General features: G+C 71.7%; 26 protein-coding genes. 17 read left to right on the top strand and 9 right to left on the bottom strand.

Features of this window, described 5'->3' with window-relative positions:
* Nucleotides 1-115 precede the first annotated feature (115 nt).
* The 3 genes from AB0M36_RS03245 to AB0M36_RS03235 all read left to right on the top strand — a co-directional run bounded on the left by AB0M36_RS03245 (nt 116) and on the right by AB0M36_RS03235 (nt 2,683).
* On the top strand, nt 116-1,255 hold the full coding sequence (locus tag AB0M36_RS03245) for a PP2C family protein-serine/threonine phosphatase (RefSeq protein ID WP_364151530.1): 1,140 nt from the start codon (nt 116-118) through the stop codon (nt 1,253-1,255).
* Nucleotides 1,256-1,316: 61 nt separating this feature from the next.
* Nucleotides 1,317-1,781 (top strand): MarR family transcriptional regulator, encoded by a 465-nt coding sequence (locus AB0M36_RS03240; RefSeq protein ID WP_364151528.1) that lies wholly within the window; start codon nt 1,317-1,319, stop codon nt 1,779-1,781.
* 26 nt (nt 1,782-1,807) lie between these two features.
* Nucleotides 1,808-2,683, top strand: a complete 876-nt coding sequence (locus AB0M36_RS03235; RefSeq protein WP_364151525.1) for an LLM class flavin-dependent oxidoreductase — start codon at nt 1,808-1,810, stop codon at nt 2,681-2,683.
* A 255-nt stretch (nt 2,684-2,938) separates the two neighbouring features.
* Here the strand turns inward: AB0M36_RS03235 and AB0M36_RS03230 are convergent, their stop codons facing one another.
* Nucleotides 2,939-3,286, bottom strand: coding sequence for an Lsr2 family protein (locus AB0M36_RS03230; protein ID WP_364151523.1), 348 nt, complete (start codon nt 3,284-3,286; stop codon nt 2,939-2,941).
* Between the two features lie 340 nt (nt 3,287-3,626).
* Here AB0M36_RS03230 and AB0M36_RS03225 point away from each other — a divergent pair, with 340 nt between their 5' ends.
* A complete protein-coding gene (locus AB0M36_RS03225; RefSeq protein WP_364152244.1) occupies nt 3,627-4,853 on the top strand; it encodes a serine hydrolase in 1,227 nt (408 codons plus the stop codon).
* Between the two features lie 7 nt (nt 4,854-4,860).
* Here the strand turns inward: AB0M36_RS03225 and AB0M36_RS03220 are convergent, their stop codons facing one another.
* The gene (locus AB0M36_RS03220) at nt 4,861-5,358 is read right to left on the bottom strand and encodes a DUF456 domain-containing protein (protein ID WP_364151521.1); all 498 of its coding nucleotides are present in this window, start codon (nt 5,356-5,358) and stop codon (nt 4,861-4,863) included.
* A gap of 113 nt (nt 5,359-5,471) precedes the next feature.
* On the opposite strand from AB0M36_RS03220, the gene AB0M36_RS03215 reads away from it, so the two are divergent.
* Together AB0M36_RS03215 and AB0M36_RS03210 are read left to right on the top strand one after the other, a co-directional pair.
* Entirely contained in the window at nt 5,472-6,116 is a 645-nt protein-coding gene (locus AB0M36_RS03215) for a PIG-L family deacetylase (protein ID WP_364151518.1), read from the top strand.
* A 159-nt stretch (nt 6,117-6,275) separates the two neighbouring features.
* Nucleotides 6,276-7,184 (top strand): FliA/WhiG family RNA polymerase sigma factor, encoded by a 909-nt coding sequence (locus AB0M36_RS03210; protein ID WP_364151516.1) that lies wholly within the window; start codon nt 6,276-6,278, stop codon nt 7,182-7,184.
* Between the two features lie 58 nt (nt 7,185-7,242).
* Here the strand turns inward: AB0M36_RS03210 and AB0M36_RS03205 are convergent, their stop codons facing one another.
* The gene (locus AB0M36_RS03205) at nt 7,243-9,591 is read right to left on the bottom strand and encodes an ATP-binding domain-containing protein (protein ID WP_364151514.1); all 2,349 of its coding nucleotides are present in this window, start codon (nt 9,589-9,591) and stop codon (nt 7,243-7,245) included.
* Nucleotides 9,592-9,774: 183 nt separating this feature from the next.
* Between AB0M36_RS03205 and AB0M36_RS03200 the strand changes: the two genes are divergently transcribed.
* On the top strand, nt 9,775-10,293 hold the full coding sequence (locus tag AB0M36_RS03200) for a hypothetical protein (RefSeq protein WP_364151512.1): 519 nt from the start codon (nt 9,775-9,777) through the stop codon (nt 10,291-10,293).
* A gap of 75 nt (nt 10,294-10,368) precedes the next feature.
* On the opposite strand, the gene AB0M36_RS03195 is transcribed toward AB0M36_RS03200, so the two are convergent.
* Complete coding sequence (locus AB0M36_RS03195) at nt 10,369-11,211, bottom strand: sigma-70 family RNA polymerase sigma factor (RefSeq protein ID WP_364151510.1); 843 nt, start codon at nt 11,209-11,211, stop codon at nt 10,369-10,371.
* 252 nt (nt 11,212-11,463) lie between these two features.
* Here AB0M36_RS03195 and AB0M36_RS03190 point away from each other — a divergent pair, with 252 nt between their 5' ends.
* On the top strand, nt 11,464-13,020 hold the full coding sequence (locus tag AB0M36_RS03190; protein ID WP_364151507.1) for a DEAD/DEAH box helicase: 1,557 nt from the start codon (nt 11,464-11,466) through the stop codon (nt 13,018-13,020).
* Between the two features lie 57 nt (nt 13,021-13,077).
* On the opposite strand, the gene AB0M36_RS03185 is transcribed toward AB0M36_RS03190, so the two are convergent.
* Nucleotides 13,078-13,725: a hypothetical protein gene (locus tag AB0M36_RS03185; RefSeq protein ID WP_364151505.1), complete on the bottom strand. Its 648-nt coding sequence runs from the start codon at nt 13,723-13,725 to the stop codon at nt 13,078-13,080.
* 17 nt (nt 13,726-13,742) lie between these two features.
* Here AB0M36_RS03185 and AB0M36_RS03180 point away from each other — a divergent pair, with 17 nt between their 5' ends.
* Nucleotides 13,743-13,970, top strand: coding sequence for a hypothetical protein (locus tag AB0M36_RS03180; protein ID WP_364151502.1), 228 nt, complete (start codon nt 13,743-13,745; stop codon nt 13,968-13,970).
* Nucleotides 13,971-13,988: 18 nt separating this feature from the next.
* Here the strand turns inward: AB0M36_RS03180 and AB0M36_RS03175 are convergent, their stop codons facing one another.
* From AB0M36_RS03175 to AB0M36_RS03165, 3 genes are all read right to left on the bottom strand, one after another.
* Nucleotides 13,989-15,029 carry a phosphatase domain-containing protein gene (locus tag AB0M36_RS03175; protein WP_364151499.1) on the bottom strand — a complete coding sequence of 347 codons (1,041 nt, stop codon included), beginning with the start codon at nt 15,027-15,029 and terminating at the stop codon, nt 13,989-13,991.
* Nucleotides 15,030-15,134: 105 nt separating this feature from the next.
* Entirely contained in the window at nt 15,135-15,848 is a 714-nt protein-coding gene (locus AB0M36_RS03170) for a hypothetical protein (protein ID WP_364151496.1), read from the bottom strand.
* A 155-nt stretch (nt 15,849-16,003) separates the two neighbouring features.
* Entirely contained in the window at nt 16,004-16,360 is a 357-nt protein-coding gene (locus AB0M36_RS03165) for a hypothetical protein (protein WP_364151493.1), read from the bottom strand.
* A 100-nt stretch (nt 16,361-16,460) separates the two neighbouring features.
* Here AB0M36_RS03165 and AB0M36_RS03160 point away from each other — a divergent pair, with 100 nt between their 5' ends.
* The 8 genes from AB0M36_RS03160 to AB0M36_RS03125 all read left to right on the top strand — a co-directional run bounded on the left by AB0M36_RS03160 (nt 16,461) and on the right by AB0M36_RS03125 (nt 25,735).
* Nucleotides 16,461-17,324 (top strand): NAD-dependent protein deacetylase, encoded by an 864-nt coding sequence (locus AB0M36_RS03160; protein ID WP_364151491.1) that lies wholly within the window; start codon nt 16,461-16,463, stop codon nt 17,322-17,324.
* 119 nt (nt 17,325-17,443) lie between these two features.
* Nucleotides 17,444-18,460 carry a LacI family DNA-binding transcriptional regulator gene (locus AB0M36_RS03155; protein ID WP_364151489.1) on the top strand — a complete coding sequence of 339 codons (1,017 nt, stop codon included), beginning with the start codon at nt 17,444-17,446 and terminating at the stop codon, nt 18,458-18,460.
* A gap of 61 nt (nt 18,461-18,521) precedes the next feature.
* Complete coding sequence (locus AB0M36_RS03150; protein WP_364151486.1) at nt 18,522-20,204, top strand: ABC transporter substrate-binding protein; 1,683 nt, start codon at nt 18,522-18,524, stop codon at nt 20,202-20,204.
* Nucleotides 20,205-20,275: 71 nt separating this feature from the next.
* Entirely contained in the window at nt 20,276-21,325 is a 1,050-nt protein-coding gene (locus tag AB0M36_RS03145) for an ABC transporter ATP-binding protein (protein WP_364151484.1), read from the top strand.
* Entirely contained in the window at nt 21,322-22,302 is a 981-nt protein-coding gene (locus tag AB0M36_RS03140; protein ID WP_364151481.1) for an ABC transporter permease, read from the top strand. Before AB0M36_RS03145 ends, AB0M36_RS03140 begins: the two co-directional genes overlap by 4 nt.
* A gap of 3 nt (nt 22,303-22,305) precedes the next feature.
* Nucleotides 22,306-23,358 carry an ABC transporter permease gene (locus AB0M36_RS03135; RefSeq protein ID WP_364151478.1) on the top strand — a complete coding sequence of 351 codons (1,053 nt, stop codon included), beginning with the start codon at nt 22,306-22,308 and terminating at the stop codon, nt 23,356-23,358.
* Entirely contained in the window at nt 23,355-24,362 is a 1,008-nt protein-coding gene (locus AB0M36_RS03130; RefSeq protein ID WP_364151476.1) for an ABC transporter ATP-binding protein, read from the top strand. Before AB0M36_RS03135 ends, AB0M36_RS03130 begins: the two co-directional genes overlap by 4 nt.
* Entirely contained in the window at nt 24,359-25,735 is a 1,377-nt protein-coding gene (locus AB0M36_RS03125) for a GH1 family beta-glucosidase (RefSeq protein WP_364151473.1), read from the top strand. The genes AB0M36_RS03130 and AB0M36_RS03125 overlap by 4 nt, the downstream gene beginning before the upstream one ends.
* Here the strand turns inward: AB0M36_RS03125 and AB0M36_RS03120 are convergent.
* Complete coding sequence (locus AB0M36_RS03120; protein WP_364151470.1) at nt 25,723-26,325, bottom strand: hypothetical protein; 603 nt, start codon at nt 26,323-26,325, stop codon at nt 25,723-25,725. The two genes, AB0M36_RS03125 and AB0M36_RS03120, sit on opposite strands and share 13 nt — an antisense overlap.
* Between the last annotated feature and the right edge of the window lie 131 nt (nt 26,326-26,456).

Below are 26,456 nucleotides of genomic sequence, written 5' to 3'. Positions count from 1 at the left end.
CGTCCCCGGAGCGGACCATCCACCGCGCGGCCCGGCGCGGAGTCCCCGCACGCGTTCCCTATCATTCTTGCTCTACAGCAAATATTGCCGTCTCCCGCGCGAAAGAGGCTTCCCTTTGTCCGACCGTCCGACGCCAGTGGGCGCGTTGTTGCGTGCGGCACCGCCGGACCGGCTGCCGGAGGTGGCGGCCGAGCACCTGCGCCGGCACCATCGTGCCGGCCGGGTCGAGGTGCTGCTCGGCGACCTCACTCTGACCGCCCTGCGGCCCCTGCTCGACCCGGACGGCCCGCTCGGCGACGTGCTCGCCCAGCGCTGCTTCGGCAGTCAGCGGCCGGTGGCCGACATCGCGTCCGACTCCGCGAGGACCTATCTGCCGCTGAGCGTCTGGGGCGAACGACTCGGCGTCCTCTCCGTGGAGACCCCGGCGCCCCCGGACGGCTGCCTCACCGAGGAATTCGCGACGGTCGCCGACGAGCTCGCGGTCGCGCTGCGGGCGGCCGACGCGGTGACCGACCGCTACCGGCGCGCCCAGCGACGCGAGCGCCTCACCATGGCCGCCGAACTGCAATGGGAGCTGCTGCCCGGCCGCTCACTGGGCGACGACCGGTTCCTCGTGGCGGGCCAGCTTCAGCCCGCGTACGCGGTCTTCGGTGATCACTACGACTGGTCCATCGCCGGTGACCGCCTCACCCTCACGGTGCTCAACGGGCACGGAGACGGTTTGGAGGCGGCGGTCCTCACCACGGTCGCGGTCAACGCGATGCGCAACGCCCGCCGCTCCGGCGCGAACATCGTCGAGCAGGCCGAACTCGCCTCCGACGCCGTCTACGCCCGGTTCGGCGGCGACGGCCACGCCGCCACCCTGCTGCTGGAGATCGACCTCGTGGACGGACAGGTCGAGGCGGTCGACGCCGGCTCACCCCGCGCCGTGATCGCCCGGGACCGCGAGATCCAGCCGGTCGTCCTCGAGCAGCAGCTTCCGCTCGGAATGTTCGGCGAGACCCGGTACGAAACCCAGAAGTTCCTCCTCGAACCGGCCGACCGGCTGCTGGTGGTCAGCGACGGTGTGCACGCCGCGGCTCCCGGCGGGCGGCCCCCGTACGGTGAATCCGCCCTGTTGACCGCGTTGCGCAGGACGCGGTTGCAGCCGGCCACCGAGGCAGTCGGTACGGTGATGCGCAACCTCCGCGAATACCACGGAGGTGTGGAGCCCGACGACGACGCGGTCACCGTCTGCCTCGACTGGCGGCGCTGATCCTCGCCTCGGCGAACGGATGCGGGCTGCAAGCACCACTACCTGCGCACAGAGGACCGGCATGGAGCGCCTGACGAATGTGGCCGCGGCGGTGGAGTCGACGGTCGAGGCGTTGCTGGGCGTTTTCGAGAGCGCGCGGCTGGCACAGTCACCCGCGGTGCCGCCCGCGCAACTGCGAGTCCTGACGATCATCTCGCGCAACGAGCACACCAACATGAACCGCTTGGCGGAGGCCCTGAACGTGGTGCCGTCGTCGGCGAGCCGCCTGTGTGACCGGCTCGAGGCCACCGGGTTGTTGCGGCGGGTGCCGGATCCGCGGGACCGCCGCGAGGTGCGTCTGATGCCCACCCCGGCCGCCCACCGGCTGCTGGACGAGCTGCGGGAACACCGGCGGGCGGCGCTCGGCGAGGTGCTGGAGCGGATGAGCCCGGCACGCCGCGCGGAGCTCGTGCGCGCCCTCGCCGCCTTCGACGACGCGGCGACGGCGGTGTCCGACGGCGCCAGCGACGGACTGCGTACGGCCTGATCCTCGCCCTGAGGTACGGTCCCCCGGTGCGCATCGGCATCGTGATCCTTCCGGAAGAACGCTGGTCCTCCGCGCGGCACCGCTGGCGGCGGGCCGAGGAGTACGGGTTCGACCACGCCTGGACGTACGACCATCTCGGCTGGCGGGACCTCGTGGACGGACCGTGGTTCGACGCGATCGCGACCCTGACGGCCGCGGCGACCGTCACCGAGCACATCGGCCTGGGCACGTTCGTCGCCTCCCCGAACTTCCGCCACCCGGTGCACCTCGCCCGCGAGGCCCTGTCCATCGACGACATCTCCGGCGGTCGGCTGCTGCTGGGTGTGGGCGCCGGCGGCACCGGCTTCGACTCCGAGGTGCTGGGCCAGGAGCCGCTCACCCCGCGCGTGCGGGTCGACCGCTTCACCGAGTTCGTGGAGCTCCTCGGCCGGCTGACAGCCGAGGACCACGTCTCGTACACGGGCCAGCACTACCGGGCGGTGGACGCCCGTACCCTGCCGGGACCGGTCCAGCAGCCCCGGCCCCCGCTGATCGTCGCGGCGAACGGCCCGCGCGCCATCAACCTGGCGGCGCGGCACGGCGACGGCTGGGTGACCACGGGAGCCCAGGCGCTGGACGACGAGCGGGCCTGGTGGAGTTCGGTGCGCGAGGCGGGCGACCGCTTCGGCGCGGCACTGGACCGCGCGGGCCGGCCGGCCGTCGCCCGTTATCTCAACCTGGACTCGTCGCCGGTCTACTCGTTGAGCAGTGTGGGCGCGTTCGAGGACGCGGTGGGCCGCGCGGCGGAGCTGGGATTCACCGACGTGATGACGCACTGGCCCCGGTCGTCGAGCTGGTACGCCGGCGACGAGAAGGTGCTGGAAAAGGTCGCGGAGATGCTGCCGCGCCTGCGGGATTGCTGAGGGCCGGACCGACAAAGACGCCGAATCCCCACGGCGGCCGAGAATCCCCGCGCCGAGTGCAGGCCTTTCCGTGCAGGACTCGGCCGGTCGGAGCCTAACCCGGCGGAAACTTTGCTGTCACACGCACGTCGGGCATCGCCGGGCGGCATTCGCTAGGCCGGCATGCCATAACACGAAGCCGGGGCACGAGTCCCCGGCATTCACCATCTGCGATGCCACAGGCGGAGCGCTAATGGCCCGCACCGCCGGCGGCGTTCAGCGCCCGTGCGCCGCCCGATAGGCGCTGCTGACGCTCTGCGGGATGCGACCGCGCTCCGAGATCTGGTGTCCGTGCTGTGCAGCCCACTCACGGATGAGCCTGTTCTCGTCGCGGCTGCCGGCGGTGCGCACCGGCGCCGTGCGGGCGGCCGCGCGACCGGACCCGGAACGGCCGATTCGCGTGCCCGCGTTGATGAACGGGTCCAGCGCCTTGCGAAGCTTGCCGGCATTGGCCTCGGACAGATCGATGGTGTAGGCCGTGCCATCGAGACTGAACTCCACCGTGCGGTCGGCCGGCTTTCCGTCGATGTCGTCGATGAGGGTGGTGATTACCTGCCGCGCCATAACGACTCCTGAAGAGAATCCTAAGAACCGGGCTCAGTGTGGCGCGCGATGGACTCCGCGCGCAACAGTTCTGCCGTAGTTCACAGAATATCGGCGAGGGCCGGCAATTATCGAGCCATGGCCTTCACAAAATGCCTCGGCGCAATTTGCGCGCAATCCCGGGTCGGGCCGCGAGCGCCAGCGGACTCGGCGGCCGGCGCTCGTTGACGATGGGCGTTAGGGTCGTTGCCATGGAAGCCGGCGTCGCCACCACTGCCGAGGCATTCGAGCCGTGCTGACCGACGGCACACCTTCCCGACCGGGGCGCCGTGCCGCGGCGGCGGTCGCCACGGTTGTCGCCGTGTGCGCGGCCGCCCTTCACGCGCCGGTCCCGGCGGCAGCCACCGCGGTGGAGGCGCCGGCGACGCCGGCGACCGTGCCCTGTCCCCGGCTGGAGGTGAAGCCGCCGCCCACCGATCGGGAGCCGCTGCCCACCCCGCCGAAGGACGACCCCGTGCTGCGGGCGGTCGGTGGCGACGGCCTGGCCACGGACGGACTCGTGATCCCGAGCGGCGCGAGGCGACCGCCCGCGCTCACCGCGACGAGCTGGCTGGTCGCCGACCTCGACACCGGCGAGGTGCTCGGCGGCTGCGGACCGCATGTGTACGGCACACCGGCCAGCGTGCAGAAGCTCCTGCTCGCCGCCGCGGTCATGGACAAGCTCGACCCGCGCAGGACGATCACGGTCACCCGAGGCGATCTCGACATCGAGCCGGGTAGTTCCGCGGTCGGGCTCGTCGAGGGCGGGAAGTATTCGATCGCCACGCTGTGGCTCGGCCTCCTGCTGAACTCGGGCAACGAGGCGGCGAACGCGCTGGCGCGCCTCGGTGGAGGCGCCGGCGGGGTCAAGGCGGGCCTCGCCGCGATGAACGCCGAGGCACAGCGGCTCGGCGCCTTCCAGACCCACGCGGTGACCCCCTCGGGACTGGACGGTCCCGGGCAGTTCACCAGCGCGTACGACCTGGCGCTCATCGCGCGCGAGTGCTTCGCCGATCCGGTCTTCGTCAGGTACGCGCTCACCAGAACGGCCCGGGTCCCCGCGCAGAAGCGGCCGAAGGTGGGCGGTTTCCAGATTCAGAACGAGAACCGGCTGATCTTCGAATATCCGGGCGCGCTCGGCGGCAAGACCGGCTTCACCCACCTCGCCCGGCACAGCTATGTCGGCGCGGCGGAACGCAACGGTCGGCGGCTGGTCGCCACACTCCTCGGCGCCGAGCGCCGACCGCTGCTCAGCTGGCAGCAGGGCGCCGCCCTGTTGGACTGGGGTTTCTCGCTGCCCGAGGACGCCTCGGTGGGCAAGCTCGTGGACCCCGGCGGTATGGCCCCGGGCGGGTCCGCTCCGTCGGCCGCGCCGGCGGCGAGCGGCCCGGCGCCCGCGCCGGGCGAGGCCCGCGCCGCGACGGCTCCCACGCTGCCCACCGGGGCGGCCGCGGCGATCGCGGTCACGCTGGCCGCCGCGCCGCTGCTGCTCCTGCTCCGCCGACAGCGCCGCCGGATCCGGCGCACCCGCACCCAGCTGTTCGACTGAAGCGGCGTCAGGTGCTCAGCAGGCCGAACATCCAGATCACCGCGACGCCGAGGGCCGCGGCGAACTCGACGAGCATCGACAGGCCCACCGCCGCGAGCGCCCCGCGCGTCGACGGCCACGCCTGTCCCGGTCCCAGCCGCGCCCGCTCGGCGAGAAAGAGACCGAGGACGAAACCGAGCACCAGCCCCACCACCGGCACCACGAAGAAGCCGATCACGCCGAGCACTCCCCCGGCGGCCAGCGACGAGGTCGGCACGCCGCTGCTCTTCAACCGCCGCCCGGGCCACAAGTACTTCACGACCGTGCCGCCGACCGCCACCACCGTTGCCAGGGCCAGCACCAGCCACCGCCCGCCGGAGGCGTCGCCCAGGAGCGCCCACAGCAGCACCGCCGCCCAGCACAGGATGAGCCCGGGGAGCACCGGGATCACCACTCCCAGAACGCCCACCAGCATGGCGATGCCGGCGATAACGGTGACGATGGTGCCGGTGTCGCTGAGGTCCATGTGACCAGCCTGCCGTAGCCGCGCCACAACCCTCAACTCGGAGGGTGCGCCCGCCGATGGACTCTCAGCGCCGCCGACCCCGGCTCGGCGCCGAGCGACGAGGAGGGCAGTCCGTGGCACGCAGCGTCCTCGCCGTCGGTGCCCGCCCCGGCGACCTCGAGCTCGGCTGCGCCGGAACGCTCGCCGCCCACCGGGCCGCCGGAGACTCGGTGACCATGCTGGTGCTCTCCTGCGACGGCCCGGAGCATCCGCTGACCCGCGGCGCCGAGGCGTCCGCCCGCGCCCTCGACTGCCTGCTGGTCTGGGGCCCCGAGGCGGCCGATCGCCGCCGCTCGCAGGACCGGCGGGAGCGCGGCCGCGGCGGCGCCGACCGCCGCACGCGGGACGTGCCCGGCGCCGCCTGGGACGGAGCCGCGGTCGCCGCCATCGAGAACGTGCTCACCGGGGTCGACGCCGATGTGATCTATGTGCCCGCGCCCGACGACTCCGACGCCGAGCGGCGAACGGCGGCCGCGGCGACCGGATGCGCGGCCCGGCACAGCGGTCGGATCCTGCACTACGCCGGAGAGTCGACGCTCAGGTTCGAACCCACCCTGTACGTCGACATCACCGCGTATCTCGAACGCAAGCTCGCCGTGGTCACCGATCCCGAGCTGCCCACCGCCACCGCCCGGCACTACGGCGCCCAGGCGCGGGTGCGCTACGCCGAGGCGTTCGCGCCTGAGCGCTTCGTCTGGGACCTCCTCCGGAGCGTCTGAGAAGGGCCCCTTCCGGGGTTCTTGAGGAAAAGAGACGAAGCAACCAGGCGGCAACTGTCCGCGACCGTTTCCTCCACCCGGAGTCACCCAAAGTTTCTCCCTGTCAGCCGGTGTCGCCCACCAGTCACGGGCCACCGACGAGAACACGGGGGAAACGACATGACCAGCACCATGACGACCGTTGCCGACTTCGCCGCCGACACCGCGACCACTGTGCCGGCCCTGTCCGCCGCGGAGCAGGAAGAGCTGATCCGTACGCACATGCCGCTCGTCGGTCACCTGGTGCGCGACATGCTCACCCGCATCCCCAACCACATCCACCGCGACGACCTCACCAGCGCCGGCCTGCACGCGCTCGTCACCGCCGCCCGCGGCTGGGACCCGACCCGCGGCATCCCGTTCCACCGGTTCGCGACCACCCGCATCCGGGGCGCGATCCTCGACGAGCTGCGGTCGCTGGACTGGGCCACCCGCTCGGTGCGCACCAAGGCGCGCGCCACCGACGCGACCCGCCAGAACCTCACCACGACGCTGGGCCGCACCCCCACCCCCGAGGAGCTCGCCCAGGCGCTCGGCACCACCACGAACGACCTGCACCAGACGGACAACGACGTGCAGCGCGCCACCGTGCTGTCGCTGCAGGGCTTCACCACGAGCAGCGCCGACGACCTGGTGACCGAGCCGACCCCGGGCCCGGAGGACATGCTGCTGCGCCGTGAGCAGATCGGCTACCTGCACCACGCGATCGACTCGCTGCCCGAGCGCCTGCACTACGTCATCTCCGAGTACTTCCTCAAGGAGCGCCCGATGGCGGAGATCGCCGCCGACCTGGGCGTCACCGAGAGCCGCATCTCGCAGCTGCGCGCCGAGGCGCTGTCGCTGCTCAAGGACGGCCTCAACACCCACCTCGACCCGCACCTGGCCCCGGTGCCGGAGAACCCGGACGGCATCACCGCCCGTCGTCGGGCCGGCTACTACGCCGCGATCTCGAGCAACACCTCCATGCAGTCGCGGCTGGCGATGACCAACGCCTACGGCCACACGCCGTTCGCCAAGGGCGCCGCCTGACAGGTTCGTACCTGAGCGGGAGGGGGCCGGCGCACCTGCGCCGGCCCCCTCCGCTTTGTCACGCCAGGCCGGCGAGCACCTTCGGCAGGTCCGCCGTGTGCAGCACGCCGAGCCGTCGCGTGGCCCGGGTCACGGCGACGTACAGGTCGCTGAGACCGCGCGGACTCTCGGCGATGATCTCGTCCGGCCGCACCACCAGCACGCTGTCGAACTCCAGGCCCTTCGCCTGCCGCACGGTCATCAGCACGATGTGGTTGCGCAGGTCGGGCTGCTCCTCCACGGCCGCCTCGGGGATCGCCGCCGTGAGCGCGTCGCCCAGGGACTCCTCGAGGGCGGCGGGCACGATGACGCCGACCCGGCCGTCGGGCACCGTCGCCGCCTCCCGGCGCACCGCCGCGATCAGGTCGCCGGCGAGCGCGTCGGGTGACACCCGGCTGGCCCAGGGCACGCACCCGGACTCGCGAACCGACCGGGGCGGCCGCAGCGACGGATCGACGGCGGCCAGCACGTCGGCCGCGACGGCCATGACCTCGGCGGGCGTGCGATAGTTCACGGTCAGCTCGGCGAGGCGCCAGCGCTGCTCCACGTACGGCTCGAAGACCTGGTCCCAGGTCGTCGTCCCGGCCAGCTCACCGGTCTGCGCGACGTCACCGACCACCGTCATCGACCGGCTCGGGCAGCGGCGCATCAGCAGCCGCCAGGCCATCGGGGACAGCTCCTGCGCCTCGTCGACGATCACGTGACCGAAGACCCAGGTGCGGTCCACGGCGGCGCGCTCGGCCGCGGTCCGCGTGTCGATCACCTCGTGCCGCTCCACGAAGGCGCCCGCGTCGACCACGTCCAGCGCGGAGAGGATCTCGTCCTTCTCCTCGGACTCGTCCTCGAAGTCGAGCGACCGGGAGCCCGCGACGATCTCCAGCACGCCCTCGGCGTACTCGATCGCCCGCCGTCGTTCGCGTGCCACGGCCCGGGCCCGCAGGGTCTCGTCCTCGCCGAGCAGTTCGGCGAGTTCGTCGAGCAGCGGCACGTCGGCCGGGGTCCAGCCGGACCGACGGTCGCGCAGCAGCAGCGCCCGCTCGTCCGCGTCGAGCTCCGGGGCCGCGGATTCCAGCCGGTCGGGGTCGCCGAGCAGGTCCCGCAGCACCTGCCGCGGGGTCAGCACCGGCCACAACTCGAAGAGGGCCCGTTGCACGTCCTCGTCCTCGCGCAGCTCTCGCCGGGTCTCCGCCAGGTCGGCCTCCTCCAGCAGGTTGTCGCCGCCCAGCGGGTCGGCGCCGATGCGCTCGGCGATCTGCACCGACAGCGCGTGGATCGCCTCGGTCACGAACATCTGCCGGGCCACGTTGTGCGGGCGGCCGGAGCGGCGGGCGGCGGCCCGGGCGTTCTCGCAGACCCACCGCTCGATCCGCAGCGGATAGCCGTCGTGGTCGACCTCGACGTAGTCGTCCGGCACGGTCTGCCGATCGGCCACCGCCCGGGCCAGCACGTCGAGCATCGCGAGCCGGCCCTTGAGCGCCGCCGTCCGCGGGGACTCGCCGGCGCGGGCCGTCACACCCGGGAACATGTCGCCCAGGGTGGCGAGGAACACACCGGTCTCGGCCAACGACGGGAGCACCTGGGAGATGTAGCGCAGGAACGTCGCGTTCGGACCGAGGATCAGCACACCCTGCTTGGTGAGCTGCGCGCGATGCGTATAGAGCAGGTACGCCGCGCGGTGCAGGGCGACGGCGGTCTTGCCCGTGCCCGGCCCGCCCTGCACGACCATGACGCCGGCCAGGCCGGAGCGGATCACCTCGTCCTGCTCGGCCTGGATCGTCTCGACGATGTCGCGCATCCGGCCGGTACGCCCGGCGGTGAGCGCGGAGAGCAGCGCCGCCTCGCCGGTCACGTCCTCCCGTCCGCCCGCACCGCCGGCGTGCAGGTCGAGCACCTCGTCGTCGATGCCGGTGAGCTCGCGCCCCCGGGTCCTCAGGTGCCGGCGCCGGGTGACCCCCTCGGGGGACACCGCCGTGGCGAGGTAGAAAGGCCGCGCGGCCGGCGCCCGCCAATCGATCAGCAGCGGATCGCGCTCGCGGTCCTCGGCGAACATTCCGAGCCGCCCGATGTAGGTCGGATTTCCGGCCGAGAAGTCGAGGCGGCCGAAGCACAATCCGTTCTCGACGGCATTCATCTGCGCGACCTGCTCGGCCCAGTGGCCGCGGGTGGCCTCCCGCTGCGAACGGCCCTGTGGGGTGCCGCCGGCCTCGAGCAGGATGGCGCGCAGGCGCTCGCCGGCCTGGTCACGAAGCTCGTCGAGGCGGGCGTAGAGGGCGGTCAGATAGGCCTGTTCGGACTCGATGTCATCGTTCCGCAAGGTGTCCGTACCGTCGGCGGAGCTTGACAAAACCACTCCCTGTTGTGGTAGCATTCTGCAGGTCAGCGACCATTCCTGGTCGCTTTTTTGTTTCCCGTGGAAACGCTCAGAATAGCCGACGCGGGTTTCCGGCGGCGACCGGCTGAGCGAGGTTACGGCCGCCGCAGCGATTGTCAGGAATCCGTCAACAGCGACGCTTGCCGTTACGTGTCGGCCCGTGCCGGGTTGAACGGGGTCATGAACCACAACCACCCGTTCCGGCGCGCCGGCGCCCTGGTGCTCGCCGCCGTCGCCGCCCTCGCCTTCACCTCCGCCTGCTCCGACGACGCCGAGAACGCTCCCGCCGGCAACGCCGCCGCGGCCGCGGCCGGCGGTCCCGAGCCGAAGACCATCGAGGGCGCCAAGGCCGCCGCGCAGACCGTGTTCGACCGCTTCAGCGGCGGCGACTTCGGCGGCGCCTGGGAGATGTACACGGCCGCCGGCAAGGCCGCCATCAGCAAGGCCGAGTACGTCAAGCTCAACGAGGCGTGTTCCCGCAAGGGCCTGGCCATCCAGCTGACCAGTGCCCGCATGGAGGGCACCGACAAGGCGGTGGTCATCGCCAAGCAGCTCGTCGCCGCCCAGTCCTACACCATGGTGTACGAGCAGCAGGGCTGGAAGCTCGAGCCCGCCAAGGAGGGCCTGGCCCTCTACGCCAAGGGCGCCGACAAGGCAATCGCCGCCCAGAAGAAGGCCGGCACCTGCGCCAACGCCTGACCTGCCCACAAACGCCCCCACCAACGCCACGGGGCTCGGTCATCGCGTGATGACCGAGCCCCGGCTTGCGGAGATTCAGGCGGCGACCGGCAGACCGTCCGGGCCGGTGATCGCCAGCCGGTCCCGCAGCGTGCCGCGGGTCGCGATCTGGTCGTAGTACGCCGCGCGGCGGCGCGCCACACAGCCGTCCTTTTCCGACGTCGCGATGCCCGGCTCCAGATGGGTGTTCAGCCCGTCCTTGAGCAGCGACAACGCCTCGGCCCGCAGCTGTGACACCCGCGACTCGGTGACACCGAGGTCGGCGGCGATCTGCGCCATCGGGCGCTCGTCGAAGAAGTAGCCGGTGATGACCGCTTTCAGCCGGTCGGGCAGCACCTCGACCGCGTGTCGCAGGTAGCCCACCCGCTCCCGGCGGATGAGCATGTCCTCCGGGCCGGCGCTCGGCTCGGTCACCATGTCGTCCGCGCCCGCGGTGGCGAAGCCCTGCAGGCTGAACACGACCGCGCGCTGCACGTCGTCGTCCGCCGACTCAATGTCCTCGACGGAACAGCCCAGCCGCTCGGCGACCTCGGCCAGGGTCGGCGTACGGCCCAGCTCCGCGGTCAGCTCCTGGCGCGCCGAGTCGGTACGCCGGGCCCGCTGCCGCACCGAGCGGCTCGCCCAGTCCAGCCCGCGCAGCTCGTCGAGCAGGGCGCCACGGACCCGGGCCGCCGCGAACCGCGCGAACGGCACGCCGCGGTCGTCGTCGAACCCTCGGGCCGCGGCGACGAGAGCCGCGTACCCGGCCGACAGCAGGTCGTCCCGGTTCACGTGGGAAGGCACCCGGGCCAGCATCTCGCGGACCAGGTGCCCGACGAGCGGCATGTGCGCCCGTACCGTGTCCTCGCGACGGCGGTCAACCTCAACAACACCGCTCATGGGGGTCTCCTTCAGTACCTGGCCGGGTCGGGGGGAGACGCCGGCACTGAGGAGAAACGGTCCGGTTCGCCGGGTGCAGGACGGGTCACACTCGGGTGCAGCGGGGTTGCGGTCGAGGGGTGGGTACACTTGATCTCGCGGTCACGACCAGTTCTGCCTCGGGCCGCGTTACGGATCGACCACCACGCGCCGCGACCCGTGAGGTCTGCGCCGGGCAGGACGACCCCTCAACCGTTCGGAGTTCACACCTACATGTCCTCGTTCATCGACCTCGGCGTGCCCACGAAGCTCGCCGAGGTACTCGCCGGTCTCGGCATCAGCTCCCCGTTCCCCATCCAGGCCGCGACGCTGCCCGACTCGCTCGCGGGTCGTGACGTGCTCGGCCGCGGGCGGACCGGCTCCGGCAAGACCTACGCCTTCGTCCTGCCCGTCATCGCCCGCCTCGCCCAGTCGGCGACGCCGCGCCGGCCGGGGCGGCCCCGGGCGCTGATCCTCGCGCCGACCCGGGAGCTCGCCACCCAGATCGACGCCACCCTCGCCCCGCTCGCCGCCGCGATGGGCCTGCGCACCCTCACCGTCTTCGGCGGGGTCGGCCCCAACCCGCAGATCAAGGGCCTCAAGGCGGGCGTCGACATCGTCGTGGCCTGCCCGGGCCGGCTCGCCGACCACCTGCAGAGCGGGCACGCGAGCCTCGACGCGATCGAGATCACCGTGCTGGACGAGGCCGACCACATGGCCGACCTCGGCTTCCTGCCGGTGGTCCGGCGGCTGATGGACGCGACGCCGCGCGACGGCCAGCGGATGCTCTTCTCGGCCACCCTCGACGGCGGCGTCGACGTGCTCGTCAAGCGCTTCATGCACAAGCCCGTCACCCACCACGTGGACTCGGCCGCCGAGGCGCCGGTGGAGATGTCCCACCACGTGCTGCACGTGCAGCACGACGACCGCTTCGGTGTGCTGGTCGACCTGGTGGCCGCGCCGGGCCGCACGGTCGTGTTCACCCGCACCAAGCGCCGGGCCAAGACGCTGACCCGCCAGCTGGTCGCCGCCGGGGTGCCGGCCGTCGAGCTGCACGGCAACCTCGCGCAGAACGCCCGCAACCGCAACCTGTCGGCGTTCTCGGACGGCAGCGCGCAGACCCTCGTCGCGACCGACATCGCCGCCCGCGGCATCCACGTGGACGACGTGGCGCTGGTGATCCACGCCGATCCGCCGGTGGAGCACAAGGCCTACCTGCACCGCTCGGGGCGTACGGCGCGGGCCGGCGCGCAGGGCACGGTCATCACGTTGATGACCGACGACCAGCAGGGCGACGTGCGGGACCTGACCCGCAAGGCGGGCATCAAGCCGACCACGACCAGGACTCGGCCGGGTCACCCCCTGCTGGCCGAGCTCGCACCGGGCGAACGCACCTTCACCGCGCCGTCGGCGCCGGCCGCCGCGGAGCCCTCCGGGGCCGGCGAGGCCCGGCCGGGACGGTCTCGGCGGAGCCGGGCCGGCGGCGGACGCGACCAGAGCACCGGCGGCCGCGGCCCGTCCGACGCTCCCGCGCAGGGCGGCCGTTCCCAGGCCGGACGAGGCGGCCAGGGTGACGCGCGAGGTGGCCAGGGTGGCGCGCGAAGCGGCCAGGGTGCACGAGCCGGTCAGGGCGGCGCGCGCGCCGGTCAGCCGGGACGGGCCCAGGGCGGCGGTCAGCCCCGGAGCCGGCGCAGTGCCGGCACGGGTTCGACGCCCGTGCACACCACCCAGTCCGGCGGTGCGGCCGCCTTCTCGTCGGGTACCCGCGTCGGCGGGCGCCGCGGCCGCTGATCGTGACGCGGCCGCCTTCGGGCGGCCGCTTCGGCGTAGGTGCGAGCTGACGCCCGGTCAGGGGATGCTGACGGCGATCTCGGCGCCGAGCCGGTAGCCGTCGGAGAGCTCCAGGTCGTCCCCGCTCCAGAAGCGGCCCGGGTCGTACCAGTTGGGCTGTCGGCCCCGGGGAAGCAGACCCATCTCCTCGTAGGTCACCGCGACCACCTCCGCGCAGTACGCGAACTCCAGGTCGTCGTCGCCGGTCCGTACGCTCTGCTGCCAGGGCAGGCGGATCTGCGGCACCCGGCCCCGCGCCCAGCGCCAGGCGAGCCGGGCGGTCGAGGGGAACGGCGTGCCGTCGAGCCGGGCCACCGTCTTGAGGGCCCGGTCCTCCATGTCCCTGGTCACCGGCTGCTCGAGCTGACGCAGCCAGCCGCGCTGGCCGTACCGGTGCGCCCAGACCGTCACCGCGTCGCGCAGGTCGTGCAGCTGCACCCCGCGCTGGAAGGTCCCCGACCACAGGTCGGGCAGGGATTTGCCCAGCTCGGCGTGCCACATCAGCGGCGGCATGTCCTCGATGACGATCGCCATGCCGACGTGGTTGACCGGGCTGTTGGTCATGGCTTGGATGGCGCGGTCCGGGCCGGAGCGACCGCGGAACAGCCACACGTCACCCGTACGCGTCAGATCGATGGCCTCGTCGAGGCTGATGTCGGCAACCACGTGTCTATCCTCGGCAGATGCGTTGGTGGAAAGTAGCGGGATTGGCCGGGCTGGCGGGAGTCGCCGCCACCGGGGTGGTAATGGCGCGCCAGGAGCGGCGCAGGCGGGCGTATTCGCCGGACGAGATCCGGGAGCGCCTGCACGCCCGGGTCTCCGAGGCGGACCAGCCGCCGGGGACGACGACGGCGGACCAGCCGGGGACGACGACGGCGGACCAGCCGAGGACGACGACGGCGGACGACTGACGCCCGGACGCCCGGCGCTCAGACAACGTGGGTGTCCCTCAGCAGCGACCACAGGCCGGCGCCGTCCGGCGCGGAGAACCAGGTCTTGCCTCCCGAGCCGACCGCCTCCGCGTCGCTCGTGGGCCCGGGGATGGCACCGGCGAGCACGGCCTGCGTCGGTGACAGGCGACGGATCGCGACCGCGGCCACGCTGTCGGGGTGCGCCTGCGCGAACTCGGAATAGATCTCCTGGTCGTGCTGTCCGTCGTCGCCGATGAGCAGCCACCGGATGTCCGGGAACTCGGCGGAGAGCCGGGCCAGGGTGTTGCGCTTGTGCTCCTGGCCACTGCGGAACCAGCGGTCCGGGGTCGGCCCCCAGTCGGTCAACAGCAGCGGACCGGCGGGGTAGAGGTGGCGGGACAGGAAGCGGTTCAGCGTGGGCGCCACGTTCCACGCGCCGGTCGAGAGATAGAACACCGGCGCGCCCGGGTTCGCGGTGACGAGCCGCTCGTAGAGCACGGCCATGCCCGGCACGGCAGTGCGGGCGTGCTCGTCGAGCACGAAGGTGTTCCAGGCCGCGAGCAGCGGACGCGGCAGGGCGGTCACCATGACGGTGTCGTCGATGTCGCTGACGAGGCCGAACTTCATGGCCGGGTCGACCACCCGGATCGGCGCCTCCACCGGCTCGGCGCCCTCGGTGAGCAGCCGCACGCAGCCCCACCCCGGTGCGAGGTCGCCTCTCACCCGGGTGTCGACGTAGCCGCTACGGTCGGTGCGCGTCTCGTGCACCTGGCCGCCGATCTCGATCCGCACCAACGCGTTGTTCACCGGCGAACTGGTGAAGCTGCGCCAGCCGCGCACCTTTTCCCGTCGCTTCGGCGTCGGGGAGCGACGGGTGAGCACGACCCGCGCCATGACGCGGGCCCAGCCCGGGGCGCCATATCCGGTGTACGCCGTGATCACCGGCCGCCAGCCACGCTGACGCAGCCGGCGCTCGACGACCTCGTGGACGGCGTCCTCGATCCGCGCGGCGCGGTGCAGCCGCGCGTCGGGCGGGCGGCCCGCCGGAGTCAATGACACTGTGGCTTCCTGCCTTTCACCCGTCAACGCCTCTGTGACGGTACCCGGCTCGTCTAACTCCCGCGTCGCAACGGGGAACGTCAGCGGACGATCCACACTGGAGGGTCAATGCGCCGCGAGGGTGGCTGGGCGCGCCACCGGCTCGGTGGGACTCCATTGTCCGGCCCGCTCCCGTGCGTGCGCGGACCGGGGGTCGCCGATGGGGCGGGGGTCACGGCCGGCGCGCAGCCGAGCGGCCAGCGCCTCGGCACGCAGGGTGCGCAGGGCCGCGGCTGCCTTCTCCGCTTCCTCCCAGGCGGCGCGTTCCCGCTCGGTGGCCGCCTGGTACGCCGCGAAGCGATGCTCCCGGACGGCGGAGCGCAGGGCGGCTTCCTGAGCCACCGGGTGCCGGCGGGGATTCCATCCGTCGCGGTGCGCGAGGGCCTCGTTGAGCTGGGCGATCGACAGCTCCTTGCGCCGGCAGGCGGCGAGCGCGGTGCGGTGCAGGAAGCGTTCCCGGTCCGCGATCTCGGCGCGGGTGCGGCGTTGCCTGAGGATCGGGAACGCCGCCGCCGCGGTGCAGCGGCGCGCCACACGGTCGGCGGCGTCGAACGCGGCCCAGGCCTCGTCGACCGTTTCCTGGGCGCGTTGCCAATCGGCGCGACGGAGGCGGGCGGTCTCGGCCGCACAGGTGACGGCCCGCCCCACCTCGTCGGCGTATCCAGCGGGATGCGCCGCGGCGAGATTGGCGGGCGCGGACGGACGACGGTCGTGCGGATGGGCACGACGGGGCAGGGCGAGGGCGGCCGCCGCGGCGGCGACGGCGAGCATCAGGGTCATCCAAAGGACGGCAGCGGTTTCCACGGTCGGCACCGGTTTCTCTCGTGTGCGTCGGGGGGTTCGCTTTCGGTGAGGGGAACGACGTCGGCGACGCCCGGCGCGCCGCCCACGGGCAAGCGGACGGCCCGTGGCGTCACGGGTGAGGAACAGGTGACTCAGGCGAGCGGCGGGGCGCGCCCGGAATAGCAGCTCTGGGCGACGCTGCCGGGCAGCAGCAGTCGCCGGTCGACGAGCCGCGCGGCGTCGGCGGCGACATCGGGCCCGAGCACCGGGACCCGCGCCGCCGGGACGGAGTCGGCGCGCTCGGCCGGTGCACGCTCCTCGATCCGGTCCGGAGCCGCACCGCGGCACGGGGCATGCACGGTGACGATCACGGCGGTGTCCGACGGCGTGGGCGCGGCGGCCACGGCCGGGGCGGCGAAAGCGAGGGCGATCAGCGCCAGGCCGGTCAGGAATTGCAGCAGGCGGCGCCCGTCCCAGAGACGGGGAAGCAGGCGCGCGACGACAGCCACCCGATCAACCTACCGTCATCCGCTGGTCCGTGCACAGATCACATCGACTGAGCACTTCGTCCCACTCCGGCGGGTGACTTCGGCGAGGGACCATGGTCGGGTGGAGCGAGTAGATGAGCTGGCCGACTGGGTCGGCGACGGTGGGGTGGTCGTGCTCAGCGGCGCGGGGCTCTCCACCGAGTCGGGCATCCCGGATTACCGCGGCCCCTCGGGGGCGGCCCGGCGGAGCACCCCGATGACATACCAGACGTTCATCGGCGATCCGGCTGCCCGGCAGCGCTACTGGGCGCGCAGTCACCTCGGCTGGCGCACGATCGGCGACGCCCGCCCCAACGCCGGGCACCGGGCGGTGGCACGCCTGCAGGAGCTCGGGCGGCTCGACGGGATCATCACCCAGAACGTCGACGGCCTGCACCAGGCCGGCGGCGCCCACGCCGTCGTGGAGTTGCACGGCGCTCTCTCCCGCGTGGCCTGCCTCGGCTGTGGACGCCGCAGCGAGCGCACCGAGCTCGAGCGCCGGCTCGACGCCGCCAATCCCGGCTTCGGAGCGGCCGTGTCCGCGGTGAACCCCGACGGCGACGTGGAAATCGACGACGCCGCGCTGGACGGCTTCACGGTGGTCGACTGCGCGGCCTGCGGCGGCCTGCTCAAGCCGGACGTCGTCTACTTCGGCGAGACGGTGCCGCCGGAGCGGGTCTCCCGCGGCTTCGAACTGGTCGCCGGGGCCCGCACCCTGCTCGTCCTCGGCTCGTCGCTGACCGTCATGTCCGGCCGACGGTTCGTGCTGCGAGCGGCGAAGAACGGCATCCGCGTCGCGATCGTCAACCAGGGCGTCACCCGGGGGAAGCCGTACGCGGACCTCGTGGTCGACGGCCCGCTGGGTCGGGTGCTACCGGAGCTCGTCGACCGGGTCGAAAAGTCGTTAACGAGCGATGGCCTTCGTGGTTATGGCCTCGAGACCTAAATAAAGATATGCCCTCGTTGACGTGACGAGACTCACCAATGTTTACTTCCGGAACCGCTCCCGAAACCGGTTCCGAGATGGCGATGCCGCGCGCTCGGACGTCACTTGCCGGAGGACCCGTGCCCATCACCATCGCCGATGTCGCCGCCCGCGCGCAGGTCAGCAAGACCACGGTGTCGCGAGTGCTCAACGGCAAGGGTGAGCTGGACGCGTCGACCGCCGCACGGGTCCGGGCGGTGATCGAGGAGTTGGGTTACGTGCCCAGCTCCCGGGCTGTCGGGCTGGCCCGCGGACGAACCCGCGTGGTCGGCATGCTCGTGCCCTCGCTGACCTGGCCGTGGATCGGCGAGGTCCTGCAGGGCGCGGTCGACGTGCTCGAGACCGAGCGTTACGGCCTGTTGCTGTTCACCTGCAATCGCGGTGAGGAGTCGATGCGCCAGTTCAGCGCCCAAGTGTCCGCCAAGAGCTTCGACGGCCTGCTGGTGATCGAGCCGGAGGGCACTCTCGACTACATCGCCGGCCTCTACGCCCGCGGCCTGCCGGTGGTCCTCATCGACGACCGCGACGTCCAGCCCGGAAAGATTCCGAGCGTGGGCACGACCCACTTCACCGGTGCCGGCGCGGCCGCCCGGCACCTGCTGGGGATCGGCCGCCGCCGGCCGCTGGTGATCGCCGGGCCGGCACGCTTCGGCTGCACCGCACAGCGCCTCGACGGTTTCGCCACCGAGTACGCCGAGGCGGGCCACCCGATCCCCGCCGAGCACGTGCTCTCCGGCGACTTCACCATCGCCTGCGGCGTCGCGGCGGTCACCGCGGCGATCGAGGCGGGGCTCGAGTTCGACTCGGTCTTCGCCCACAACGACCTCTCCGCCGCCGGCGCCATGCGGGCCGTGCTCGACAGCGGCCGGCGCATCCCGCAGGACGTCGCGGTGGTGGGGTTCGACGACATCCCGCTGGCGGCACACACCCGCCCGCCGCTCACCACCGTGCACCAACCGTTGCGCGAGATGGGCGAGGCCGCGGCGCGCACCCTGCTCGCCCACTTCGAGGGCTCACCCCTGCCCAACCGCCCGACCGTCATACCCGCCACCTTCGTGGCCCGGGCCTCCACCGGAGCCGGCCCGGTCACTGAGTGACTTCGTCGCCGGCGATCCGGCACCCCTGGAACCCCACTCGCATCACCTGAGGAGATCGGAAATGCAGAGAAGGACTTTGTTCGCGGCTGCCCTGGCGGGCGTGCTCGCCACGGGCGGAATCGCCGCGTGCAGCGACTCGCCGAACGCCGGCAACAGAAACTCGGCCGGCGGCACACCCTTCCTCACCGTAGGCATGCCGAACGGTCCGCAGACGGAGAACCACAATCCGTTCCTCACGACGTCGGCCGCCGCCTCGCTGGGCTACAAGTGGATGATCTACGAGCCGCTGATGATGTGGAACCCGGTCAAGCCGGCGGAGAAATCCAAGCCCTGGCTCGCGACCGGCGCCGAGTGGACGCCGGACTTCAGGAAGGTGACGATCACCGTCCGGGACAACGCCACCTGGTCGGACGGCCAGAAGGTCACCGGTGCCGACGTCGCGTACACCTTCGAGCTGGCCAAGAAGAACGAGGCGATCAACTCCGCCGCCACCCCGTACGGTGCCATCTCCGCCAGCGGCAACACCGTGACGGTGACGTTCACCCGGTCGATGTTCGTCTACAAGGACAAGTGGCTGGGTCAGACGCCGATCGTGCCCAAGCACATCTGGGAGAAGGTCGCCGACCCGAGCAAGGACCCGAACAAGAGCCCGGTCGGCTCGGGTCCGTACACGCTGAAGTCCTTCACGCCGCAGACCACGACGCTGTCGGCGCGCACCGAGGGTTACTGGCAGGACCTGCCGAAGGTCAAGGAGCTGCGGTACACGTCCTACACCGACAACAACGCGCAGACCACCGCGCTGACGGACGGCTCCAACGAGTGGAGCTTCGTCTTCATCCCCAACTACAAGACGGTGTTCCTCGACAAGGACCCGGCGCACTACAAGGTCTGGGCACCGGCGGTGCTCGGCATCCACGGCCTTTACCTCAACACCTCCAAGAAGCCGTTCGACGACCCGAAGCTGCGCCAGGCGGTCAACCTGGTCGTCAACCGCCAGGACATCTTCCAGCAGGCCGAGGGCGGCTACTTCCATCCGCTGATCACCAGCGTGACCGGCCTGCCGACGCCCGCCGGCGACGCCTTCATCGCCCCCGAGTTCAAGGGCAAGAACCACAGCGTCGACGTGGCGGGCGCCAAGGCCCTGCTGGCGCAGGCCGGCTACAAGCTCAACGGCACCACGCTGACCGACCCGTCCGGCAAGCCGGTCACGCTGAGCCTGACCGATCCCAGCGGCTGGTCCGACTACCAGACCTCGATCGAGATCGTGAAGAGCAACCTGGCCGAGATCGGCATCGCGGCCACCGTCGACAAGGCCAACCAGGACGCGTGGTTCCGCAACGTCGAGGAGGGCAACTTCGGCGCCACCGTCCGCTGGACCAACGGCGGCTCGACGCCCTACGACATCTACCAGACCATCATGAACGGCAAGCTGCTCAAGCCGATCGGCACCGCGTCGCCCGGCGGCAACTTCGGCCGCTTCGACAACGCAGCGGCGACGACGGCGCTCGAGGCGTACGCGAACGCCACGGACGACGCCGCCCGGACCGCCGCGCTCCAGACGATCCAGAAGATCTTCGTCGAGCAGGTTCCGATGATCCCGCTCGGCGCGGACAACGTCGGCATGGCGTACAGCACGAAGAACTGGGTCGGCTGGCCCGACGACACCAACCCCTACGGTGCCGGCCAGCCCACCCAGGCCAACGCGCTCGACGTCGTCCTGCACCTCAGGCCCGCCAACTCCTGACCCGCTCCGCCGCCCCCGGGCCGCCCCGGGGGCGCGCGGTTCCCTCTGCGAAGGAATGCGAAGGAGTCGGCATGACGTTGAGCCCCGACGCGGCACCGCCGGCCGATGAGGTGGTGCTCGAGGCGATCGGCCTGACCAAGCACTTCCCCGTCCGCCGCGGGCTGCGTGAGCTGTTCCGGCGCGAGCACGACGCCGTGCACGCGGCCGACGACGTGAACCTGACGCTGCGGCGCGGCCGGGTGGTCGCGCTGGTCGGCGAGTCCGGCTCCGGCAAGTCCACCGTCGCGCGCCTGCTCGCGCAGCTGTATCCGCGGACCGGCGGGGACATCCGGCTGCACGGTGAGTCGACCCGGGTCAGGGGCGGCCGGCAGTTTCGGGCTTACGTTCGGCGGGTCCAGATGATCTTCCAGGATCCGTTCGCGTCGCTGAACCCGGTGCACACCGTCCGCTACCACCTCACCCGGTCGCTGCGGATCCACGGCAACGCCGGCAGGACGGCGGCGGAGCTCGAGAAGGCCCTCGCCGACCTGCTCACCCGGGTCAGCATGACCCCGCCCGAGCGCTATCTCGACAAGTTCCCGCACGAGCTCTCCGGGGGTCAGCGGCAGCGCGTCGCGATCGCCCGGGCTCTGGGCGCGAACCCGGAGGCACTGCTCGCCGACGAACCGGTGTCCATGTTGGACGTGTCCATCCGGCTGGGCGTGCTCAACCTGCTGCGCGACCTCAAGGATCGGCTCGACCTCGCCATCCTCTACATCACCCACGACATCGCGTCGGCGCGCTACTTCGCCGACGAGACGCTGGTGATGTACGCGGGCAAGATGGTCGAGGGCGGCGACAGCGAGAGCGTCACCCAGTCGCCCGCCCACCCGTACACCCGGCTCCTGATCGATTCGGCCCCCGACCCGGACCGCTTGCACGCTCTGGCGAGCGACGCGGCGGACCGGGGCGACGGCGAGCCGCCGAGCCTCATCCGACCCCCGGCCGGCTGCCGGTTCCATCCGCGCTGCCCGGCGGCGATGCCGCGCTGCGCCACCGACCTCCCGGTACGCATCGAGATCGGCGACGTGCCCGGTCACTGGGCCGCCTGCTGGCTGTACGACCGAGAGGGCGTGCGATGAGATATCTGCTTCAGCGGATCCTGTTCTACGCCTTCACGGCGTGGGCCGCGATCACCATCAACTTCTTCATCCCCCGCATGATCCCGGGCAACCCGATCCAGTCGCTGCTCGCGCGCTACCAGGGGTCGATGAACACCGATGCGATCAACTCCCTCTACGTGCTCTTCGGCCTCGACAAGGACGCCAGCCTCTGGAGCCAGTACCTCGACTACTGGCAGCAGCTCTTCCGGGGCGACCTGGGCCTGTCGTTCACGGCGTTCCCCACGGCGGTCTCCGAGGTCATCGGCGACGCGCTGCCCTGGACCGTGGCCCTGGTCGGCATCACCACCGTCATCAGCTTCCTGCTCGGCACCGGCCTCGGCGTGCTCGCCGGCTGGCGGCGCGGGTCGTGGATCGACGGCCTGCTGCCCACCACCACGTTCCTCTCCTCGGTGCCGTACTTCTGGCTCGGGCTGCTGGCGATCTACCTGCTCGCCGGGCCGGGCAGCTTCTTCCCGTCCTCCGGCGGGTTCGAGCCCGGCCTGGTGCCGGCCTGGGACCAGTACTTCATCCCGAGCGCGATCCAGCACAGCCTGCTGCCCGCGCTGACGATCCTCGTCTCGTCGGTCAGCGGCTGGATCCTCAGCATGCGCAACATGATGGTGACCGTCGCGGCGGAGGACTACATCACGGTCGCGCACGCCAAGGGCCTGCCCGAGCGCCGCGTGGCGCTCGGCTACGCGGCCCGCAACGCGCTGCTGCCCAACGTCTCCGGATTCGCGCTGGCGCTGGGTTTCATCGTCGGCGGCACGCTGCTGGTGGAGATCGTCTTCTCCTATCCCGGGCTGGGCTTCCTGCTCTTCCGGGCGGTCGGCGCCAAGGACTACCCGCTGATGCAGGGCATCTTCCTGGTGATCACCATCTCGGTGCTGCTGGCGAACCTCGTCGCCGACGTCGCCTATCTGCTGCTCGATCCCCGTACCCGCAAGGAGGGCTGACCGGTGACCATTACCCCCTCCAGCATCGAGCAGGTCGTGGGAGAGCCACCGGCCCGGCGCAGGCGGTTCCGTTTCGTCGCCAACGCCAAGGCGGCCACCGGCCTGGCCCTGCTCGGCGTCTACGTCCTCTTCGCGATCATCGGACCGTGGATCGCGCCCTACGATCCGGACGCCCGCGGCACACACCTCGTGGCGGGGCCGTCGGCCGAGCACTGGTTCGGCACCACGCACCTCGGCCAGGACGTGTTCAGCCAGGTGCTGGTCGGCACCCGCGGCGTGATGCTCGTCGGCCTCACCGCCGGGGCGCTCGCCACCGTGTTGAGTGTCCTCATCGGAGTGACCGCCGGATATCTCGGCGGCGGCTGGGACGACAGCCTCTCCGCGCTGTCCAACGTTTTCCTGGTGATGCCGGCGCTCCCGCTGATCATCATCGTGACGGCGGCGGCGCCGGGCGGCGGCGACACCCTGGTCGCGCTCATCATCGGTCTTACCTCGTGGGCCTGGGGCGCGCGGGTGCTGCGGGCGCAGACCCTGTCGCTGCGGCGCCGCGACTACATCGAGGCGTCGCGGGCCAACGGCGAGAAGACCTGGCGGATCATCCTCTTCGAGATCCTGCCCAACCTCACCGCGATCATCGCCTCCGGCTTCGTCGGTACGGTCATCTTCGCGGTCACCTCCGAGATCACCCTCGCCTTCATCGGCATCGGCACCGTGTCCGAGTGGAACTGGGGCACCATCCTCTTCTGGGCGCAGAGCCAGCAGGCGCTCGCGCAGGGCGCCTGGTGGTGGTTCGTCCCGGCCGGCCTGGCCATCGCCCTGCTGGGCACCGCTCTCTCGCTGATCAACTTCGGCATCGACGAGTTCGTCAGCCCGCGCCTGCGCAGCGCCGGAAAGACCAAGGTCAAGACCGCCTCCGGCCGCACGGTACGGATGCGCGTCGGCTTCACCCCGGTGCTGAGCAACTCACCGGCGCCACACACCCACGCGCGACCGATCCCCGCGATCACCACCGCTGCGACGCCGGTGAACCGCTCATCGAAGGAGGCGACGCCGTGAGCCGCGAGCCGGTCCTGGAGATCACGAACCTCAACGTCGACTACGGCCTGGGCGACCAGGCGGTGCACGCCGTCCGCGACGTCAACCTCACCCTGCACCGCGGCGAGGTCCTCGGCCTGGCCGGCGAGTCCGGCTCCGGCAAGTCCACCCTCGCGTACGGCCTCACCCGGCTGCTCGCCCCGCCCGGCGTGATCAGCGGCGGCAAGGTCGTCTACCACCCGCTGGACGCGGAGCCGTACGACGTGCTCGGCCTCGACGACGACGGCCTGCGACGGTTCCGCTGGGCGCAGACGGCGATCGTGTTCCAGGGTGCGATGAACTCGCTGAACCCCGTACACAAAATCTCGACGCAGTTGACCGATGTCCTTCGAGCCCACGAACCGTCGATGCCGGCGGCCCGCCGCGACGCCCGGGCCCGGGAGATGCTCAGGCTGGTCGGCATCTCGTCGGACCGGATGGACGCCTACCCGCACCAGCTCTCCGGCGGCATGCGGCAGCGCGTGATGATCGGCATGGCGCTGATCCTGCAACCCCAGGTCGTCATCATGGACGAGCCCACCACCGCCCTCGACGTGGTGATGCAGCGGCAGATCCTCGGCCAGCTCATCGACCTGCGCGAACGGCTGGGCTTCTCGGTCATCTTCATCACCCACGACCTGTCGCTGCTGGTGGAATTCTCCAACCGCATCGCCATCATGTACGGCGGCCGCATCGTCGAACAGGCACAGGCCGCCACGCTCTACCGCAACTCGCTGCACCCCTACAGTGCCGGCCTGCTCGGCTCGTTCCCCGCGCTGCGCGGCCCGCGGCGCGAGCTCAGCGGCATCCCCGGCTCGCCGCCCGACCTCAAGGGCATGCCCACGGGGTGCTCGTTCCACCCCCGCTGCCCCAAGGTCTTCGACCCGTGCGCCCGACACATCCCGGTGCTGGGCAACCCCGACACCCCCGACGGGTCGACGCGGACCGTGGCCTGCTGGCTCCACCCCATCTCAGGAGACGCATGATCCCCGCCTTTTCCCCGTCATTCACCTGGGGCGTCGCCACCTCCGCCTACCAGATCGAGGGCGCCGCCGCCGAGGACGGCCGCACACCGTCCATCTGGGACACGTTCTGCCGCACGCCCGGGGCCGTGACCGGCGGAGACAACGGCGACGTCGCCTGCGACCACTACCACCGGATGCCGCAGGACGTGGCACTGATCAAGAGCCTGGGCGTGGACAGCTACCGCTTCTCGGTGGCCTGGCCGAGGGTCCAGCCGCACGGGCGCGGGCCGGTCAACCCGGCCGGTCTCGCCTTCTACGACCGGCTCACCGACGAACTGCTCGGCGCCGGCGTCGACCCGTGGGTCACCCTGTACCACTGGGATCTGCCGCAGGCGCTCGAGGACGCCGGGGGCTGGCCGAACCGGGACACCGCGTACCGCTTCGCCGACTACGCGATGCTGGTCTTCGAACGGCTCAGCGACCGCGTCGACACGTGGACCACGCTCAACGAGCCGTGGTGTTCGGCGTGGCTCGGCTACCAGACCGGCGTACACGCCCCCGGCCGCCGGGACTTCGACGCGGCCGTCGCGGCGACCCACCACCTGCTGCTCGGCCACGGCCTCGCCACCCGGCGGATGAAGGCCGCGGCGACCCGCGAGCACACGTTCGGCATCACCCTCAACATGGGTACGGCCGACCCGGCGACCGACGCACCGGCGGACCACGACGCCGCCCGCCGCGCCGACGGCATGGGACTGCGCGCCTACCTCGACCCGCTGCGCAAGGGCTCGTACCCACGGGATGTGGTCGACGACCTCGCCGCCCGGGGCACCGCCTTCCCCGTGCGGGACGGCGACCTCGACGTCATCTCCACGCCGATCGAGGTGCTGGGCGTCAACTTCTACTTCGGGCAGGACTTCAGCGGCACCGACGAGAACGGCGGCAGGATCGGCCCGGACGGGCATCCGGTCGTCCGGGGGGTGCCACTGGACCGCCCGCGGACGGCGATGAACTGGCCGATCACCCCGGAACGCCTCACCCAGCTGCTGGTCCGGCTGCACCGCGACTACCCCGGTCTGCCGCTCGTCATCACCGAGAACGGCGCGGCCTTCGACGACACGGCCGACGCGTCGGGCTTCGTCGCGGACGAGGACCGCACGGCCTATCTGGCCGAGCACATCGCGGCGGTGGCGGCGGCGTGCGAACAGGGCGTGGACATCCGTGGCTACTTCGCGTGGTCCCTGATAGACAACTTCGAGTGGGCGGAGGGCTATGCGAAGCGGTTCGGCATCGTGCACGTCGACTACGGGACGCAGCAGCGTACGCCGAAGCAGTCGGCCCTCTGGTTCCGCGACACGATCGCCCGCCACCGCACCTGTCGTCAGCGAGGGTGATAGACCAACTGCCGCTCCACGGGTGCCGCGGCGAAGTCACCGCACCCGTTGACGACCTCGCCGAGCCCGACCTCGATTCCCCGGGCGCGGCCCAGCCCCTTCAGCACCCCGCCGCGGGCGTCGGGATCCGGATGGGTCCAGTCGCCCCCGGCGGCCAGGGTGACCCGCTGAGCGTTGATCGCTCCGAGCACCTGACTGCCGTCGCCGAGCCAGGCAGGACCGGCTATCGCCGCACCGCCGTTGACGCGCACGCGGTCGCCGATCCGCACCGGTGCGTCCGGATGCTCCGAGGTAAGTCGGGCACCTCCCTCACCGATCCGGTTGCCGTCGCCCAGGCGCACCGAGCCCCCGCCGGTCGCCACGAGGTAGGTGCCGGGCAGCAGCACGTTGTCCACGCCCAGCACGCACGTGCTCTCCGCGTCGCACTCGACCACGACGCCCGGATAGCAGACACTGCCGGGGCCGAGCCGCGCCGACGTGCTGATCAGCACCGAATACGGATCCAGAACGACGAGGCCGTTCTCGGCCAACTCCAGAACCTCGGCGACCGTGTGCAGTCCCCGCGCGACGCGCTGCCGATCGGTGATCAATTGCGTCCCCTGGTCAGTGAGCGGCGGTGTGCGGCGCGCTGCCGATCGGTGATCAATTGCGTCCCCTGGTCAGTGAGCGGCGGTGTGCGGCGCGCTGCCGATCGGTGATCAATTGCGTCCCCTGGTCAGTG

The sequence above is a fragment of the Actinoplanes sp. NPDC051346 genome (assembly GCF_040682215.1).
Taxonomy (GTDB): Bacteria; Actinomycetota; Actinomycetes; order Mycobacteriales; family Micromonosporaceae; genus Actinoplanes.
This window is presented reverse-complemented; position numbering and strand designations above follow the sequence as displayed.